Source organism: Clostridium pasteurianum, assembly GCF_001705235.1.
GTDB classification, from domain to species: domain Bacteria; phylum Bacillota; class Clostridia; order Clostridiales; family Clostridiaceae; genus Clostridium_S; species Clostridium_S pasteurianum_A.
This window is the reverse complement of record NZ_MCGV01000001.1, coordinates 2,929,374-2,946,527: the sequence shown is the minus strand read 5'-3', so window position 1 is coordinate 2,946,527 and position 17,154 is coordinate 2,929,374. Positions and strand designations below refer to the sequence as shown.

Here is a 17,154-nt window from a genome sequence, read left to right as displayed (position 1 = left end):
TCTGAGGGGGAAAGCAATTGAATAAGAGAGTTTTATCTGTTATTACAATGCTGGCTTTAAGCGTTACTCTTAACAGTAATGTAATGGCTGCACAACCATCCAATAACGAATCAGATGCATTAAAACAAACTCAAGAAGACAAAAAAAATATACAGGGCAAAATTCAGAATTTAAATGGTAAAATTCAAGATGTATTAAAACAAATAGACAGCAACAAAAAAGAAATGAATAAAGTAGCTGCTGATATGAAAAATACAGAAAGCAGATTGGATTATGCAAAAAATAATTTAAATTCACAACAAGATTTATTTGAAAAAAGAGTTAGATCAATGTATATGAACGGCACAGATTCATATATAAACATAATTTTTTCTTCAAAGAGTTTAAGTGATTTTGCAGAAAAAGCAAATGCTATTGCCACTGTAATAAAATTTGATAATAATGTTATTGGTAATGTAAAAGAGGAAAAAGAAACTATAAATAAACAAAAACAAACTTTAACCGATGAAAATAACAAAATATCGGCTCTAAAGCAAAGTAATGAAACTATTTTAGCAAGTTTAAGCAATGATATGGGCAATCAAAAGACTTTGCTTGACAAAACAACTAAAAAAGAACAAACGTTACTCGCAGCAAAACAAGCTGAGGAAGAACGTCAAAAGCAGCAAGCTGCAGCTGCGGCGGCAGCAGCAGCGGCCGCAAATAAAAATAACTCAAAGAGTTCTAGCAGCACTCAATCTAGTGGAAGCATTCAATCCTTTAAAGGACAACCTGTTAAAACACTTACTATGGTTGCAACAGGATATTCTACTGATGGTTTTACCGCAAGGGGAACACAGACTGTTAGAAATCCTGGTGGTTACAGTACTGTAGCTGTAGATCCTACAGTTATACCATCTGGGAGCAAACTTTACATTGAAGGTTATGGATATGCAGTAGCTGATGATACCGGTGGAGCTATCATAGGAAATAGAATTGATTTATTTTTCTCAACAGAAGCAGATGCTAATAATTGGGGTGTACAGAGTGTAACAGTACACATCCTAAATTAGTTGTAATATATACAATTAATAACACCTTATGAACATAAAAACTAGAGAACAATATATATTTTCTGTTGTAAAACAGGTGAAGAATTCAATATATATTTTCTCTAGTTTTTCATATCGCGAATTAATATTATCATACGTGAGGTTTGGGCTATTTAGAAAATGCTAATATGAAGTTGCTAGTAATAATATAGAAAATGCCTATTGATAATTAAGAATGATACTGGGTCTTTGACCCAAACCCCGTATATGATCGTTATCCTTCTTAATCTAATATAAGCGCTCTTATCATATACAAGTTATTAAAAGTTTGACTCTGTATAAACTTTTAATTCAGATTTTCCGCAGCGGAGCGGAAAAAAATCTTCCTTGGCTTTATTCTAAGCGAAATAATAGTATTTTGGTAACAATTTAAATAAACCTCAATAAGTCTTGTTCCAAATTATAAAAATACTTAGAAACTTTAATTTGTTTGAGCTTTTTTTCAGCGAGTTATTAAAATTTCTTAGTATTTTTATAATTTGAAACTTAGACTTATGAGATTTATTTAATGTTTCAATATACTATTATTTCGCAACATCTATACCTATCATTTTCATTAAATATTTCGCATTTGTAGTATCTGATGGTCCGGTTTTAATTTTATAGTCAAATAATATTTTATTTTCTAAATACGTTTCTGAAAAATGATAATTTACTATTCTACTTTTTTTATCATCTTCTAATTCACACAGTTCAAAATCATGAGTAGAGATGAGTCCAAAAATCCACGGTTCATTTAAAATTTGAAGTACCTTCTTTGCTCCTGCTATCCTATCATTAGCATTGGTACCATGAAATATTTCATCTATTAAAAAAAGCATTGGCGCTTTTTTCTTTACATTCTCTATCATTTTCTTTATTCTCATAAGCTCAACATAAAATGTAGACATACCGTTATTTAAATCGTCTGTTATCCTCATAGAAGTATATATATCTACCACAGAGCACTTTAGACTAGAAGCACAAACAGGAGCCCCTGCATATGCCAAAACTAAGTTTATTCCAACAGTTCTTAAAAATGTGGTTTTGCCTGCCATATTAGCACCAGTTATTATAAAAATTTTATCAGTCATATCCACATCATTATTTACCCTCTTGTCCTCAGCTATAAGTGGATGACCAACTTCTTTTCCATCAAATACAAGTCCCTCTCCTGCAATCTCTGGAAATACCATATGATTATTTAATTGTGCAATCACTGCAAGACTTGAAAGACTTTCAATTTCTCCTATAATATCAATCCACTTAAGAGCTTCAAGTCCATATTTTTCTTTCCAACTTTGAAATTCATAAATACACTGATAATCCCAAAGCATTATAATTCCAAAAATAATATAGCCAAAAATATTATTTTTAAATTCAAGTTTTTCTGTTATACTAGTTAAACTTTTAAATATTTTATAAGCCGGCTTATTGTCAAAATATAGACTAGCTTTTAAGTTAGTTAAATAATCACTTTTAAATTCCTCTTTTTCTATATCATCAAGTATTCTAAAATACGACTTCAAATCATTCCTTATTTTATATACTCTGCTCAAAACAGGGGCTATTTTTAAATATCCTATAACATTTATAAACATATGTAATACAAATAAAGCACCTATAACCCAGTAGTAATTTCTCATTCTCATATATATTATAACTATACTCACTACTATAGATATAACAGGAAGTACCCTTATAAAATTTTGAAACCATAGATTTTTAAAAAGACGTCTTGTATCTTTTAAATCAGAAAATAATTCTTCAGGACTACTTTTTAAATTGTCCTCTCCCCCATGTGCTTCTATTCTTTGACAGAAATCAAATTTTTCTTTAAGTTCATTTACAGCCTTCTGCCTTAATTTTATTTTCTTAACATCCTTTTCTGGATTCTTCAAAGCCTTAACTAATTTTTTTCTTCCTAAAAAAGTTTTAGTTGTGTTTATGAGTTGAAATAGCGATTTCTTCCCGAATATATCTAAATCGCTTAAATACGGATATCCCTCTTCTTTAAATTCTTCTCCGCAATCATCAAATGATGTCCATGTTCCATCTATTCTTTTTAAGTACTTTTCATTTACATCAATCAAGCTATTTATTATTAAAAGATTCTCCGATATGTTTCCATGTATTTTTAAAATATACACAAATAAAACATAAGATAAAACTGCTCCTAAGAGTATAAATATGGATGGAGTTTTCACTAAAAAATATGTAAATGAAACTGCTGCAATAAAAACACAAAACCTCATAAGGCTCATCATATTGTAATTTTGCTTCAATTTCGTTTTTTCGATTTTAAGCTGCTCTATTTTATCTATAAATTCTTTACTTTTCTCCATAACAAGTTTCCTTTCTTTTCACTTCTACAATTATATCACATATGTATATTATTTGAAATACATGTAACAACTACTATTTCAAAATAAATTTCTCTATAACCTTAGCAACTCCATCATTATCATTAGTCTCTGTAATGTAGTCAGCAGCCTTTTTTGCCTTTTCGGTTCCATTTCCCATAGCAACTCCTAAACCACCATACTCTATCATAGACAAATCATTTTCACTATCACCTATAGTAATTATTTCTTCTCTCTTAATATTATAATAATTAGCAAGAATTTTAATAGCATTTCCTTTTGAAACTGATTTAGATGTAATTTCTATATTATTTTTGCTTGAACTTGCTATCTCTATGCCATCTATTTTTTCTATTTCTCTCCTGAGTTCAGCTATTTTCCCTGAATTTAGATCGATTACTTCACACTTTATTATGTTATTATTCTTCTTAAGCTTCTCCATAAACTTATCATAATTTCCAATATATCTAACTTTAATTTTTTCTGGTTTTGACTTAAGTATAAACTTAAAAAAGAAACTAAGCATCATTATATACATAAGCTTACCAGCACATAAAATACTATCACATGTATGAAAGTTTATTCCCATATTAAATTTTTTACATAATGTTAGAACACTCTTTAAAATATCTATATTGATAACATTTTCATAGATAACTTCATTACCTTTACCTCTTATAATAGCACCATTTGATGCAATAACAGGCGATTTCACACCAATTAGTCTTGAATAATAGTTAGCATTTGCATAAATTCTACCAGTGGTTACAGTAACATCTACTCCAAGAGCACTAGCTCTTTTAATTGCATTCTTAGTTGCATCACTTACAAATCTTCTGCTATTTAAAAGTGTTCCATCCATATCTACACACACTAGTTTGTATTTCACTATTTATCACCCGCATTCAAAATATTGTGTAACCACAATTATTTTATACTACAGAGTTATATAACACAAGTTGAAGTTTAAAATAGAATTTTGGAACATTAAATAAATTTGATAAATCTAAAGGGCAAATTATTAAAATCCTAAGATATTTCAAAACTCACTATCGTTCAAACAGTTGAAATCTCTAAGTCTTTTGATAATTTGCCCTTAATATTTATCATAATTTATTTAAACCGTTCCAAAATTCCGTTGGTACTTATGATTTTTATAATTTAAAGCTTAGTTTTATGCAAGCTTTAATTTCAGATTTTCAGTAGCCAAGCGGAAGAAAATCTTCCTTGCCTTTCCCCATATGTGCAGTAACAGTAGTTTGGAAACAATTTAAATAAAGCTCAATAAGACTTTGTGCCAAATAATAAAAATACTTAGTAATTTTAATTTGTCTGAGTAATCTTCCCAGCGAGTTATTAAAATTTCTTAGTATTTTCATTATTTGGGGCTTAGTCTTATGAGCTTTATTTAATATGTTCCAAACTACTGTTACTGCACAGTCTGTATGCTTTTTATGCCCATGCTCTCCAATTTAACACATAAGTTATCCATAGTTATTTTTGGATTTCTGTAAAATTCACTTCCCTTTAATCTACAGAATTTCCAGCCTACCCTTTCAAGTGCCATTTGTCTTTCTCTTTGCTTTTCCCAATTTTCCATATCACTATAACTTCCACTATCACATGCTATAGCAATTCTATTCGAAGAATCCTCAACTATAAAGTCCACTTTATATTTTCTAAGATCGTCAAAAGGTTTCACATTGTATCCCCTCTGCCTTATATTATTAAAAACATCCTTTTCAAAATCATCTGCAAGTATCATCTTATTCTTATGATTTTTATTTTTGCTTAAAGCCGGATCAAGACAATATCGTAAAAATTTTGCTCTAACACAATTACTGCTAAGCTTGTCTTCATCTACTGAATAAAACACCCACATTTGGTTTCTTGCCCTACTTGCAGCAACATTAAATCTCCTTAAATCCGATTCACGTGTCAAGGATGAAATTTTACTTCCATTTGAGACCACAAGTGACAAAAACATTATATCCCTTTCATCACCCTGGAATGAAAAAGCATCGCCACATAAAATTTTTCTTTTAAGCATCTCTCGCTCACCAAGTCTATGTCTAAGCATACTTTCAATAAGCTCTGACTGCTGATCTCCAAGGAGAGATATAACTCCCATACTCATACCGTTATATCTAGAATCAGAACAGCAACCTATTATAGCATCTACAAGCGCTTTTGCCTCATTTTCATTAGTTTGTCTCATATTATCCTTAAAACCATCTTTAACCTTTACTGCTTTTACAGGCTCACTAAAAGCTTCATTTGGCTTAGGATATCTTAGTGGTACAATTTCGTTTGAATAACTCATACTATTACTAAACCCAATTATTTCTGGAACACATCTAAAATGCTCCTTTAAAAGCAGCCTGTCTGGAAATACTCTGAGAGCGGTATTGTAAAGGCTTGTCTGTAAGTCAAACCACTGTGAATGAGGTATCTCCTTAAGATATCTATTTATAAGCTCATCCACACTTTCCTCTTCAATTCCAACAGCTTGAGGACTTATCTGCTTATCATCTCCAACTATTACAGCTCTCTTTCCCCTAAACAATGCACTTATGCCAAAAATATCACTTTGATTACTTTCATCAAATATTACTACATCAAAAAGATTAGAACTCAATTTTATATTTTCTATAACCTTATTAATTGGCATTATCCATACAGGTATACAATCCTTGCATTTTTCCATTTCAACCTGTGCCATTTTTCTGTACTTAAGTACAAATTTTCCTGTTCCTCTTCCTATTTTCTTTACAGCTTGAAGCCATGCATAAAGACACCTCTTTTGCACATTAGTAGTATTTAAAACTTCATTTAACCATGCTCTTTTGGATACAATTTTTCCAATGAGAACCCTTTCCTTAGTCTTCTCATTTTCTATTATTTCCTCAAGATTTTCCGTTTTTAATTTATGAGATTTGTCTAAAATATCATTCATCTGCTTCCATTTCCAAGCTGCATTTAAGTTTTTATATTTACTTCTATCATCAGAATTTAAAAGCTTACTTGTAAATATAGGCGCAGCCTTTTCAAGTCTATTTTTAAAAGTATTTATCTCTTTAACCGTATCAACCATACTTTTAAGTTTTTGTACCTCAGAATATGCCTTTTTTATCTTCTTTATGTCCTTACTTTCAATAGCATCTGCAATACATTCTATCCCATAGGTACTTCTAGATAACTTAACTAATCCACTTAAAAAAGTTTTTGCCTTTTCATATTCTGCAATATTTTTAATACTCAAAACACCCTTTTTTATTTTTGTATAAGTTTCTTTTTTGTACCAGTCCATTTTATTTAAAAAAGTTATATTTTCCATATTAAGTACTACTTTATTTTTAAAATTAGCATTCCAATTTACTATATCGCCAATATCTTTTATTTGCTTTTCCAATTTTATAAAAGTATCCGCATCAAATTTTTTAATTTCTTCTCCCTTAAACTTCTTCACACTATTATTCCATAATTCCATAAGCTTATTTTGTATATCAAGCTTGTCCAGATAAAGCTTTAATATTTCAATTTTATCTCCATATTGGAGGCTATCACCATCTACAGTACATTTTTCAAATATATAATGAAGATTTCTGTGCCTCATTTTAAATATTCTGCTTATCCTTCCCTTACGTTTAACCTCTGAATAAATATACTTGAAATCATTGAACAATTTTTTATAATCCATTTCATCAGAAATAGCTATCTTATGTGATACAATTCTAGTTTGTATATCTGAAAGATGGCGTATGTACTCACTGCTTCTGACAAATAAATTTTTTATTTCTGGTCTTTCTACATCACTAAAGTAGTAGCACCTCATAACATTCTTAAGCCAGCTTTTCTCTATCTCCTCCATCTTTCTTTCAGCTTTTCCTATAATTTGTATAAGTTTATCATAATCTATATTAGTTTCATTTTTATAATTTATTGCCCATCCTTTTAAATTATCCTTATCTTTACTATGAATTTTTGTAGTATATATCTCAAAGTTTCTGCATATATTATCATAATCAGGTATCTCATCCAGTACCTTCATTGAACAATTTACCTTTTTTAAATCTTCCTTACTTATATTATTTAGCAGATATATGAAATGTCCAAATTGACCATTATTAAATGGGCACACCGAATCTACGGGAATTTCATCATCTAACCAATTTAAACTATTCTCATTCCTGTTAACCCATTTTGCTATTTCCATAAGTGTCATGGATTTTCCGCCTATATTTAGTTTCTTATTTTCAATACACTCTAATTCTTTTATTTTAGTATAAGTTTTTTCTTGATATTTCCTACAAAACGCAAGCTCATTCTCTAATGGTTTTATTTCTTTATTTATATCATCTGGATTTAAAGATAAATTTTCAGTTATTCTTCTTACAGAATCATCTAAATCCCTAAGAGATTTCGTATCATCACCTAAAAGACTTATGCATAAGGGCCTCACTTCCTCAGGTATTTTATCTGATAACACTTTTAGGGCTCGTCCAGTTTGGCTTGTTACAAGCACTCTTTTACCATTAGCCAGAAGATGACATACAAGATTAACTATAGTATGACTTTTTCCCGTACCAGGAGGCCCCTGGACAACGACACCAAAATTTTCGGAAAGCTTTTTTACAACTTCCTTCTGCTCCTCATTATATGGAAGTGGAAATAACAAGTTATCATTTATTTTTTTCCATCCTTCTACCGCATCTTTATCCTCTTCTATAGCCTGTGTTTCAACAAGCGCCTTTATTGGAGAAGGTATAGGATAATCTCTATCTATACTATCTATTATATTTTGGAGTTCTTTATTCCATAGTCTATTATCCGTTTTCCTCACAATTATTACAGCTTCATTATAAAACACAGGATATTTGGAGGCCTTTATCCCGTTTATGGATACTACATTTTTTTGTATTTCTCCTTTTGGATTTATTTCAGAACTCAGATAATGTACAATTTTGTACAGAATATCCTTAACGTTTTTTATATCACGAACATCTATGCATCCATTTTCAAATTCTTCTTTAACTCTCATTATTTCATCCATGTTAGGAATTTTAATTCCCGAAAACATATCAAGTTCAAGCGTTGTTTTATTATCATAAGGTTTTAATATAAATCTCCCATTCTCTGCATCAAAACTCAACTCCATTTTTGTAGTGAATATGGGATGAAATATTTTTTTATTCTCTTTATACCACGATAATAGGTAGTTGCCACATACGATTTCAATGTTTTCATTGTTCTTTTGTATCCTCAAATAAAGCTGAAAGAAGGAATCATATAAATCTTTATTTTCCTTTTTAACCTCAAGCCATATCTCCTCTGAATTATCAAGATTAACAACAATATTTTTATTACTTTTAAGTTGATGTTTCCAATATAATTTATCATATTTATTGGCATCTCTTATAACATCTTCATTCATATTTTTTATACTTAATAAGTAAGAAAATAACTCCTTTACTTTAGTCTTAGTATCCATTCAAACTCCCCCATATTAATAAAGTTTCATTTTCTTTGTAACCTATAATATATGGTTATATTTTCCATTTAATAAGTATTATACCATATATTTACAATTATTCAAAGAGATTTTTTATGCTGGGTTGAATGATGCCTTGAAGATTGGATTCGATATGTATACTAATGCTTGCTTAGCTTGGTTTCTCAGAGAAATCTGTTCAACTAAAAATTAAGCATGCACCATAATGCCTTGAAGATTGGATTCGATATGTATACTAATACTTGCTTAGCTTGGTTTCTCAGAGAAATCTGTTCAACTAAAAATTAAGCATGCACCATAATGCCTTGAAGATTGGCATTTTGGTACATGCTTAATTTAAGTTTCACTAGATTTCTCTTTACACACACGAGTCTCTTTCGATTATATTGTGTTCTAATACGTAATGCGTACGTTCTAATTCTACTTTATTTATTATCTTTATAAGCATTCTCATTCCAACAGAGCCCATATCATAAGTAGGTTGTTCTACTGTTGTAAGCTTAGGATAAAAAATTGAAGCTGTATAAATGTTATCAAATCCCATAACATCTACATCCTTTGGAACTTCTATATTGTTCTCTCTGAGCCCGTTTATAACACCCATTGCAATTTCATCAGAAGCACAAAAAACAGCGTCTATTTTTTCTTTGGCGATTATGGCATTTATCCCATCGTAACCATCTACTGCTTTTAAGCCACCAAACTGTACTAAATCCTTATCATATGGTATGTTATTGTCCTTAAGAGCCTTCTCATAACCATGTATTCTTACAGCACTGGCATTTTTTATTTTAGGATTTACACCAACGAAGGCAATCTTCTTATCGCCTTTTTTTATTAAATAATTTACTGCATCATAAGCTGCTTTTACATTATCAATGGTTACACTTGGAAAAGCGTTTTCATCTTCACTTTCCCTTGTTTCAACGAGGACAGTAGGAATCTTAAGTTCATTTAAAAGATTAAGTATTTCTGGTGCTAATGAATTACTCATGTAAATAACTCCATCAACCATTTTCTCCTTTAAAACCCTTATGTAATCTTTTTCCTTTGATACATCAAGATCTGTATTGCATAAAATAACATTATAGTTATATATATTAGCAACATCTTCCGCACCCCTTACTATTTCAGGGTAAAACTGACTTGATATATCTGGTATAACGATTCCAATTGTTCTTGTTCTTTGCGTTTTAAGGCTTCTTGCAACTATATTAGGCCTGTAATCTAATTTTTTAATTGCTTCCATTACTTTTTTCTTTGTCTCTTCATTTACAACGTCTACATTATTTAAAACTCTAGAAACCGTTGCAATGGATACTCTTGCTTCTCTAGCAACATCTTTAATAGAGGCAGCCATAAAAATCACTCCTATAATCCTATTATTTAAACTATTTTAATATATATTTTACTCATACTAATAATTATACTATTTTTATGTTATATTTCCTACTAAAACAAAAACTTTCTATAAATTAAATAAAAATATCAATATTTTAGTTACTCAGATTTTATTAAACTGTAGCTTTAATGGCAAAACAAGGCCTCTTCCATCTCGTTAGATGACGAAAAACCCCAAGTCTTAAGTCAGCAAATGGATTAAAGCCTTTAAAGCCTTAATCCATGCTTAATATTTCTTAAAACTACCTTTAATTTACTTACTTTTTTCAACAAATATATTTAATTCTTCTCCATTTATGTTGTAAGTAGAAGCTTTTTCATTTTCTTCATATATTATATCTGTTGATAAAGTTTCCTTCTTTATAGTATTCTCAAATTTTTTAACTACATTCATAAGTTTTTCATTCTTTGAAACATAAAGTTTTATTTTATCTGCAACTTCAAAGTTACTTTCTTTTCTTATATTCTGAACTTTACTTAATATTTCTCTTAAGTATCCTTCTTCTTTAAGCTCAGGTGTTATAGTTGTTTCAAGAACTATTCCTATTTCTCCATGTCCTGCAAAAGCAAAGCCTTCTAATCCCTGCATTGTAACGAGAAGATTTGAGCTATTTAATTCTATTTCAGTTCCATCTACTGTTATCTTTACAGAATTTCCTCCCTTTACAGTCTGAGCAAGTTCCATCTGATCCATGGATGAAATTTCTTTTCTTATCTTAGGAATAAGTTTTCCATAGGTTTTTCCAAGCACTGGTAAGTTAGGTTTTATTTCAAAATCAACATACTTAGAAAGATCTGCTCCAAACTCAACCTTTTTAACATTCAATTCATCCTTTATTATGTCTCCATAATAGTTAGGAAGAGCTTCCGTACTTACAAGCATTTCGCAAAGCGGTTGTCTGTTCTTTATATTAGCACCATTTCTAGCACTTCTTCCAAGCTTAACTATATCTATAGCAAGCTCCATTTCATTTTCAAGACTTTTATCTATGACACTTTCATCATATTTAGGCCATTTGCAAAGATGTACACTCTCTTCAGCATCCTTATTTATGCTTAAAACAAGGCTCTGATAAATTTCCTCTGTCATAAATGGAATGAAAGGTGCAGCTACCTTAGACAAAGTAACAAGAACATTATATAAAGTAACATATGCTCCTATTTTATCGTCAGTCATGTCTTGAACCCAATATCTTGATCTATTTCTTCTTACATACCAATTTGAAAGATCATCGACAAAATCCTGTATTTCAAGAGCAGCCCCTGTTATTCCATAATTATCAAGGTGATTTTCAACATCTTTTATAAGTGTATTCAATTTAGAAACAATCCACTTATCCATGACATTCTTAGAAACAAAGTCCTTATAATCATTTGGATTAAATTTATCAATTTCTGCATATAGTACGTAAAAAGAATAAACATTCCACAAAGTACTTAGGAACTTTCTTTGAGTTTCAGCTACATCTTCCTGAGAAAATCTAGTTGGAAGCCATGGTGCACTAGCTGTGTAGAAATGCCATCTGCAAGCATCTGCTCCCTGATTATCTAAAACATCAAAAGGATCTACTACATTTCCCTTATGCTTTGACATTTTAAGTCCACGTTTATCAAGAACGTGACCCAATACTATACAGTTCTCAAATGAACTCTTTCCAAATATAGCTGTGGAAAGTGCAAGCAATGTATAGAACCAACCTCTAGTCTGGTCTACAGCTTCTGATATAAACTGCGCAGGATATATCTTATTAAATAACTCTTTGTTTTCAAACGGATAATGAAGTTGTGCAAAAGGCATTGAACCTGAATCAAACCAGCAGTCTATAACTTCTTTCTGCCTTGTCATTTCCTTTCCGCACTTTGGACATTTAAGCTTAACTTCATCTATATATGGTTTATGAAGTTCTATACCATCAGGAACATTAATTCCTTTTTCTTTAAGTTCTTCTACACTTCCAATACATTCTTTGTGACCACATTCGCATTCCCATATTGGAAGAGGAGTACCCCAATATCTATCTCTACTTATACCCCAATCTATAACATTTTCAACAAACTTACCGAATCTTCCTGTCCTTATATTATCAGGATACCAATGAATCTTATTGTTATTCTCAACAAGCTGATCTCTTAAAGCAGTCATTTTTACAAACCAGCTGTCACGTGGATAATATAATAATGGAGTATCACATCTCCAGCAATGAGGGTATGAGTGAGTAAACTGTTCAGATTTATATAAAGTTTTATTTTCTTCCATGTATTTAAGTATTTTATTACTTGCTTTCTTTACGAAGATTCCCTTCCATGGAGTAACAGCATCTACAAATTTACCCTGAGTATCAACTAAATTTATAAGTGGTAAATCGTATTTCTTTCCTAAGAGGTTATCATCTTCACCATAAGCCGGTGCTATATGTACTATTCCGGTACCATCTGTTAAAGTTACAAAATCACCGTGTACTATATAGAATGCCTTTTTATCTGTAACTTCAAATTTAAATAGCTGTTCATATTCCATTCCTAAAAGTTTTTCGCCTTTAAATTCATCAACAACTTCATATTCGCCATCAAGTACATTTAAAAGTGCTTTTGCAAGAATTAAATGCTCACCATTATTTATAACTTCTACATAATCATAAGCTTTATTTACTGCAAGAGCTACGTTACTTGGAAGTGTCCATGGTGTAGTTGTCCATGCCAGTATATATCTATTTTCTTCACCTTTTACCTTGAATTTAACGAAGGCACTTGATTCCGTTACATCTTTATATCCCTGAGCAACTTCGTGAGATGAAAGTGCAGTTCCACATCTAGGGCAATAAGGAACTACTTTGTGACCTTTATATAAAAGTCCTTTATCCCATAATTGTTTTAAAGCCCACCATACAGACTCAATATAATCATTATGGTAAGTTACATAAGGATGATCCATATCAACCCAATAGCCTAACTTTTCTGACATATCTTTCCATAAACTTACATAGGAAAAAACACTATCTTTACATTCTTTAACAAACTTTTCAATTCCATATTCCTCTATTTGAGGCTTTCCTGAAATTCCAAGTTTCTTTTCTATTTCAAGCTCAACAGGAAGTCCATGAGTATCCCATCCAGCTTTTCTTAAAACCTTATATCCTTTCATTACCTTATATCTAGGAATAAGATCTTTCATAACTCTAGTAAGTATATGACCTACATGCGGTCTTCCGTTTGCCGTTGGAGGTCCATCATAAAATGTGAAATATTCTCCATCTTGATTGGAATCAAAACTTTTTTCAACTATTTGTTTTTGTTTCCATAATTTCAGTACATCTCTTTCCATGTCAACAAATGATTTGCTAGCATCAACTTTCTTATACATTATGAAACTCCTTTCTATAACATGAATTTTTATTCAACATATCATAAGAAATGCAAAGGTCATAAATTCCTACAATTCAGCACATTTCTCATAAAATTGCTTAAAATAAAAAACTCCATCCTATAAAGTAGGACGAAGTTAAATTCGCTTATATACCACCTATGGCTTCATTTCAAGCACTTATTAATGCCCTATTCTTTAACGCAGAATTACGGGAAAACTTACTATAATTTCAGTCTCCAGCTCCAGGGCGATCTTCCTTAAATTAAGTTGCAGAGTTTTCACCTTATCCCTGCTCTCTTGATAACTTTTATCTAAGTACTTTTCCCTTTCTACACCATTTTACTAGTTTATTATAGCTTATTTTGTATTATATTGCAAGAGGCTATTGATGTCAAGTGGGGAGTTTTTCGCCATCTAACGAGTTGAAAAGGGTTGGTGGTAGGCTGAAGCCGAGGTGAGGGGTGCTGACTTTGCTTCGCCCGTTAATTTGAGATGTCAGCCTGAGGCCTGAATTGAGGCACTTAACTTTGCTTTGCCCTTCAAATAATTAAACAATAAAAACTTATGTTTTATTTATTCCAATATTGGATAGAATTATTAATAAAATACATTATTTATGTACAACTTCAATTCGTAATTTAAAAAAATGCAAAATAAGTTTGTGGTTTTTAGTTGCCAAAAGTTAATGATAGCTTTTCTCTGCTTCTCTACAGAAAGCTTTAAATTTTAATTTTTAGATTTTCGGGAGCGTCAGCGGAAGAAAATCATCTATAACCTTTGCCCCAGGCGAACCCCGTACCTATTAACGAGCAAAGCAATGTTAATACACCTCACCTCGGCTATGCCGACTATAACCTTTTTCGCCTCATTAGATGACGAAAAACCCCCAACTTATTTCGCAATATTTTTAAACTTTTAAAATTCAATTAGATAATTTAGAGGAGTGATAACTTTGAAGAAATTTGTTTTATGTTCTATTATTATAGCAACAATTTTATTTAGTGGGTGTAAAAGCAATACTTACATAAGTAAAGCTTCTAAACATACTGCTGTAAAGCCAACGGGAAATGAAGTGCTTTACAATAAATATAAAAAGGATTGTGTGGGAAATGGAAACTCAATTGGGAATACAGCCAACTATGGAACTGCATGTGAAGATAAAAATTATATATACTATTCTGTAACTTACGGTAATAATACAGGTATATATCGAATAAATTATGATGGTTCTAACAAAACCAAATTAACTTCTGATAAAGCATATTACCTTAATTCAGATGATAGTTTTATATATTACAGAAACGTATCTGATGATGGAAAGTTATACAAAATAAAGAAGAGTAATTTTAAGGAATCAAAGCTCAGCGATGATAAAGTATTTTACTTAAATCTTTCAGGGGATTATCTTTATTATCAAAATGAACTGGATAAGAATAAGCTTTATAAAATAAAAAAAGATGGCCTGGGAAAGCAAAAATTAAACGGCTCATATTCTTCCTATATTGCAGTTGTAGGAGATACCGTATACTATCAAAATGAAACTATGGGAAATTATCTATACAAAATAAACATTAATGGTAAAAATGAAACAAAATTAAACAGTGATACATCAATTTATATAAATAATTATGGAGATTATTTATACTATACCAATGATTCAAATAATGGCACTTTATATAAAATCAAAAAAGATGGAACTATGAGACAGCAAATAGACAGCAGTCCATCACACTATTTAAATTTAAGTGCAAATTATATATATTCAAGTAATAATAAGAAAAATTCTTTCTTTAAAATAAGTACCAGTAATTTTAGTAAAGTCACTATGAATCCTGATGAACTTTCAAATATATCAAATATAAATGTTGTAAATGATTTTGTATTCTTTGATGGTACTAAAAATGGAGAGACGTTTAATTATGTTATGAAAAGTAATGGAAGTAATGTTATGAAGCTAGAATAGACATTTCTATAAATAAAAGAGGCGTCATCTAATTAAACAAAAATGATTGGTTAGGTAAAACTGAAGTGAATGATATTAACTTTACTTCACTCGTTAATAAACTAAAGTTAAACTTTACGTTGACGTTAAAAATGTTATTTATCACCACTTAAATATACAAATTAATGGATCAATGTGAATATTTAAAATAAAAAAGTCAAACTTTTTATACAATTTTTTTAACCCCCCTCACATAGTTGAAAGGTTTTATATATCCAATGCTTTCATATATTCTAACTCTAGAATATCAACCTTCTATATACTTGAATGTTGGGATTCATACATCATTAAAATCAAAGTAGTGTGCTAATTAACTTCCTCCTCTTTTAAAGAAGCATAAAAACTCAATACAAGCATTGCCAGAAAAACCTCCTTTTCTACTAAAAGAATTGATTTCAAGTTTAGTGTTATCTATATATTCTTCAACTGCATAACTTATATATTGACATCCTAAGTCACTATGTAGTATTAATGGTTTTGTTGATTTTTGAAGTTTTATAGCATTTTTTATAATTTTGTCAGTATAATATAAAATAGAATTAAACATATATATTGTTAGTTATTATTTTATTATGTGTGGCACAAATTAATTGATACAAAATTCAAAATAATATATAATATATATTATTAATAATAATAAATATATTTTCAACTATTGGAGGATAGATTTTAATGGACTTATATAAAATATTTTCATTACTATTAGGTATGCCCAAAACTTTGTACATAAATTTTAAGTACTTTAAAATTAAAGATGCCATAAAATTACCAATTATAGTATCTCATAAAACTTATCTGAAAAATGTAAAAGGTTCAATTAAAATTAATTCAAAAATAAAGCCTTTTATGGTAAAAATAGGATTTGGTGATGTTGCTATATTTGATAGGCATAAGTCAAGAACAATTTTCAGTAACACTGGTAATATAATTTTTAACGGTACTGCATACATTGGACATGGATCAAAATTAAGTGTAGCTGGTTGTTTAATACTAGGAGATAATTTTTGCATTTCTGCCCAAACTTCTATTATATGTAATAAAAAAGTTTCATTTGGTGACAATTGCCTTTTATCATGGGAAAATCTTATTATGGATACAGATTTTCATAAGATTAAAAATTGCAAAAATGATATTATAAATAATGACAAAAATATTGAAATATCAAATAACGTATGGATAGGATGCAGATGTACAGTATTAAAAGGGACTTTTATAAATGAAAATACAGTTGTTGCGGCTAATAGCTGCATAGCAAATAAATTCCATAGCAAAAATGTAATAATTGGTAGCAATCCTGCAAAAATCATCAAAGAAAACATAACTTGGGAAATATAATTAAAATTAAGCTATAAAAGACTAATTTTAGTATTTTCAACTGTATAATAGCACCAATAAAAGTGTAAGAATAACGTTGATTGTAACTGTTTGATTACATTTTTAGA

At 30.0% G+C, this 17,154-nt stretch carries 9 protein-coding genes and 1 other annotated feature; of the genes, 3 read left to right on the top strand and 6 right to left on the bottom strand.

What is annotated here, in order from left to right; translation table 11 throughout:
• The first annotated feature begins 17 nt into the window (after positions 1–17).
• On the top strand, positions 18–1,052 hold the full coding sequence (locus tag BEE63_RS13230) for a 3D domain-containing protein (protein WP_066021834.1): 1,035 nt from the start codon (positions 18–20) through the stop codon (positions 1,050–1,052).
• A gap of 563 nt (positions 1,053–1,615) precedes the next feature.
• Here the strand turns inward: BEE63_RS13230 and BEE63_RS13225 are convergent.
• From BEE63_RS13225 to ileS, 5 genes are all read right to left on the bottom strand, one after another.
• Complete coding sequence (locus BEE63_RS13225) at positions 1,616–3,415, bottom strand: MutS-related protein (RefSeq protein ID WP_066021833.1); 1,800 nt, start codon at positions 3,413–3,415, stop codon at positions 1,616–1,618.
• A 73-nt stretch (positions 3,416–3,488) separates the two neighbouring features.
• On the bottom strand, positions 3,489–4,322 hold the full coding sequence (locus BEE63_RS13220; protein WP_066021832.1) for a Cof-type HAD-IIB family hydrolase: 834 nt from the start codon (positions 4,320–4,322) through the stop codon (positions 3,489–3,491).
• A 540-nt stretch (positions 4,323–4,862) separates the two neighbouring features.
• A complete protein-coding gene (locus tag BEE63_RS13215) occupies positions 4,863–8,924 on the bottom strand; it encodes an AAA domain-containing protein (protein WP_066021831.1) in 4,062 nt (1,353 codons plus the stop codon).
• A gap of 379 nt (positions 8,925–9,303) precedes the next feature.
• Positions 9,304–10,305 (bottom strand): LacI family DNA-binding transcriptional regulator, encoded by a 1,002-nt coding sequence (locus BEE63_RS13210; protein ID WP_066021830.1) that lies wholly within the window; start codon positions 10,303–10,305, stop codon positions 9,304–9,306.
• 294 nt (positions 10,306–10,599) lie between these two features.
• Entirely contained in the window at positions 10,600–13,707 is a 3,108-nt protein-coding gene (gene ileS, locus BEE63_RS13205; RefSeq protein WP_066021829.1) for an isoleucine--tRNA ligase, read from the bottom strand.
• A gap of 125 nt (positions 13,708–13,832) precedes the next feature.
• Positions 13,833–14,051 (bottom strand) — a binding site (T-box leader).
• A 611-nt stretch (positions 14,052–14,662) separates the two neighbouring features.
• On the opposite strand from ileS, the gene BEE63_RS13200 reads away from it, so the two are divergent.
• Positions 14,663–15,673 (top strand): DUF5050 domain-containing protein, encoded by a 1,011-nt coding sequence (locus BEE63_RS13200; RefSeq protein ID WP_066021828.1) that lies wholly within the window; start codon positions 14,663–14,665, stop codon positions 15,671–15,673.
• A gap of 349 nt (positions 15,674–16,022) precedes the next feature.
• Here BEE63_RS13200 and BEE63_RS21705 read toward each other — a convergent pair whose 3' ends face one another.
• Positions 16,023–16,259 carry a hypothetical protein gene (locus BEE63_RS21705; protein ID WP_066021827.1) on the bottom strand — a complete coding sequence of 79 codons (237 nt, stop codon included), beginning with the start codon at positions 16,257–16,259 and terminating at the stop codon, positions 16,023–16,025.
• 125 nt (positions 16,260–16,384) lie between these two features.
• Between BEE63_RS21705 and BEE63_RS13190 the strand changes: the two genes are divergently transcribed.
• On the top strand, positions 16,385–17,047 hold the full coding sequence (locus BEE63_RS13190; RefSeq protein ID WP_066021826.1) for an acyltransferase: 663 nt from the start codon (positions 16,385–16,387) through the stop codon (positions 17,045–17,047).
• The last annotated feature ends 107 nt before the right edge of the window (positions 17,048–17,154 follow it).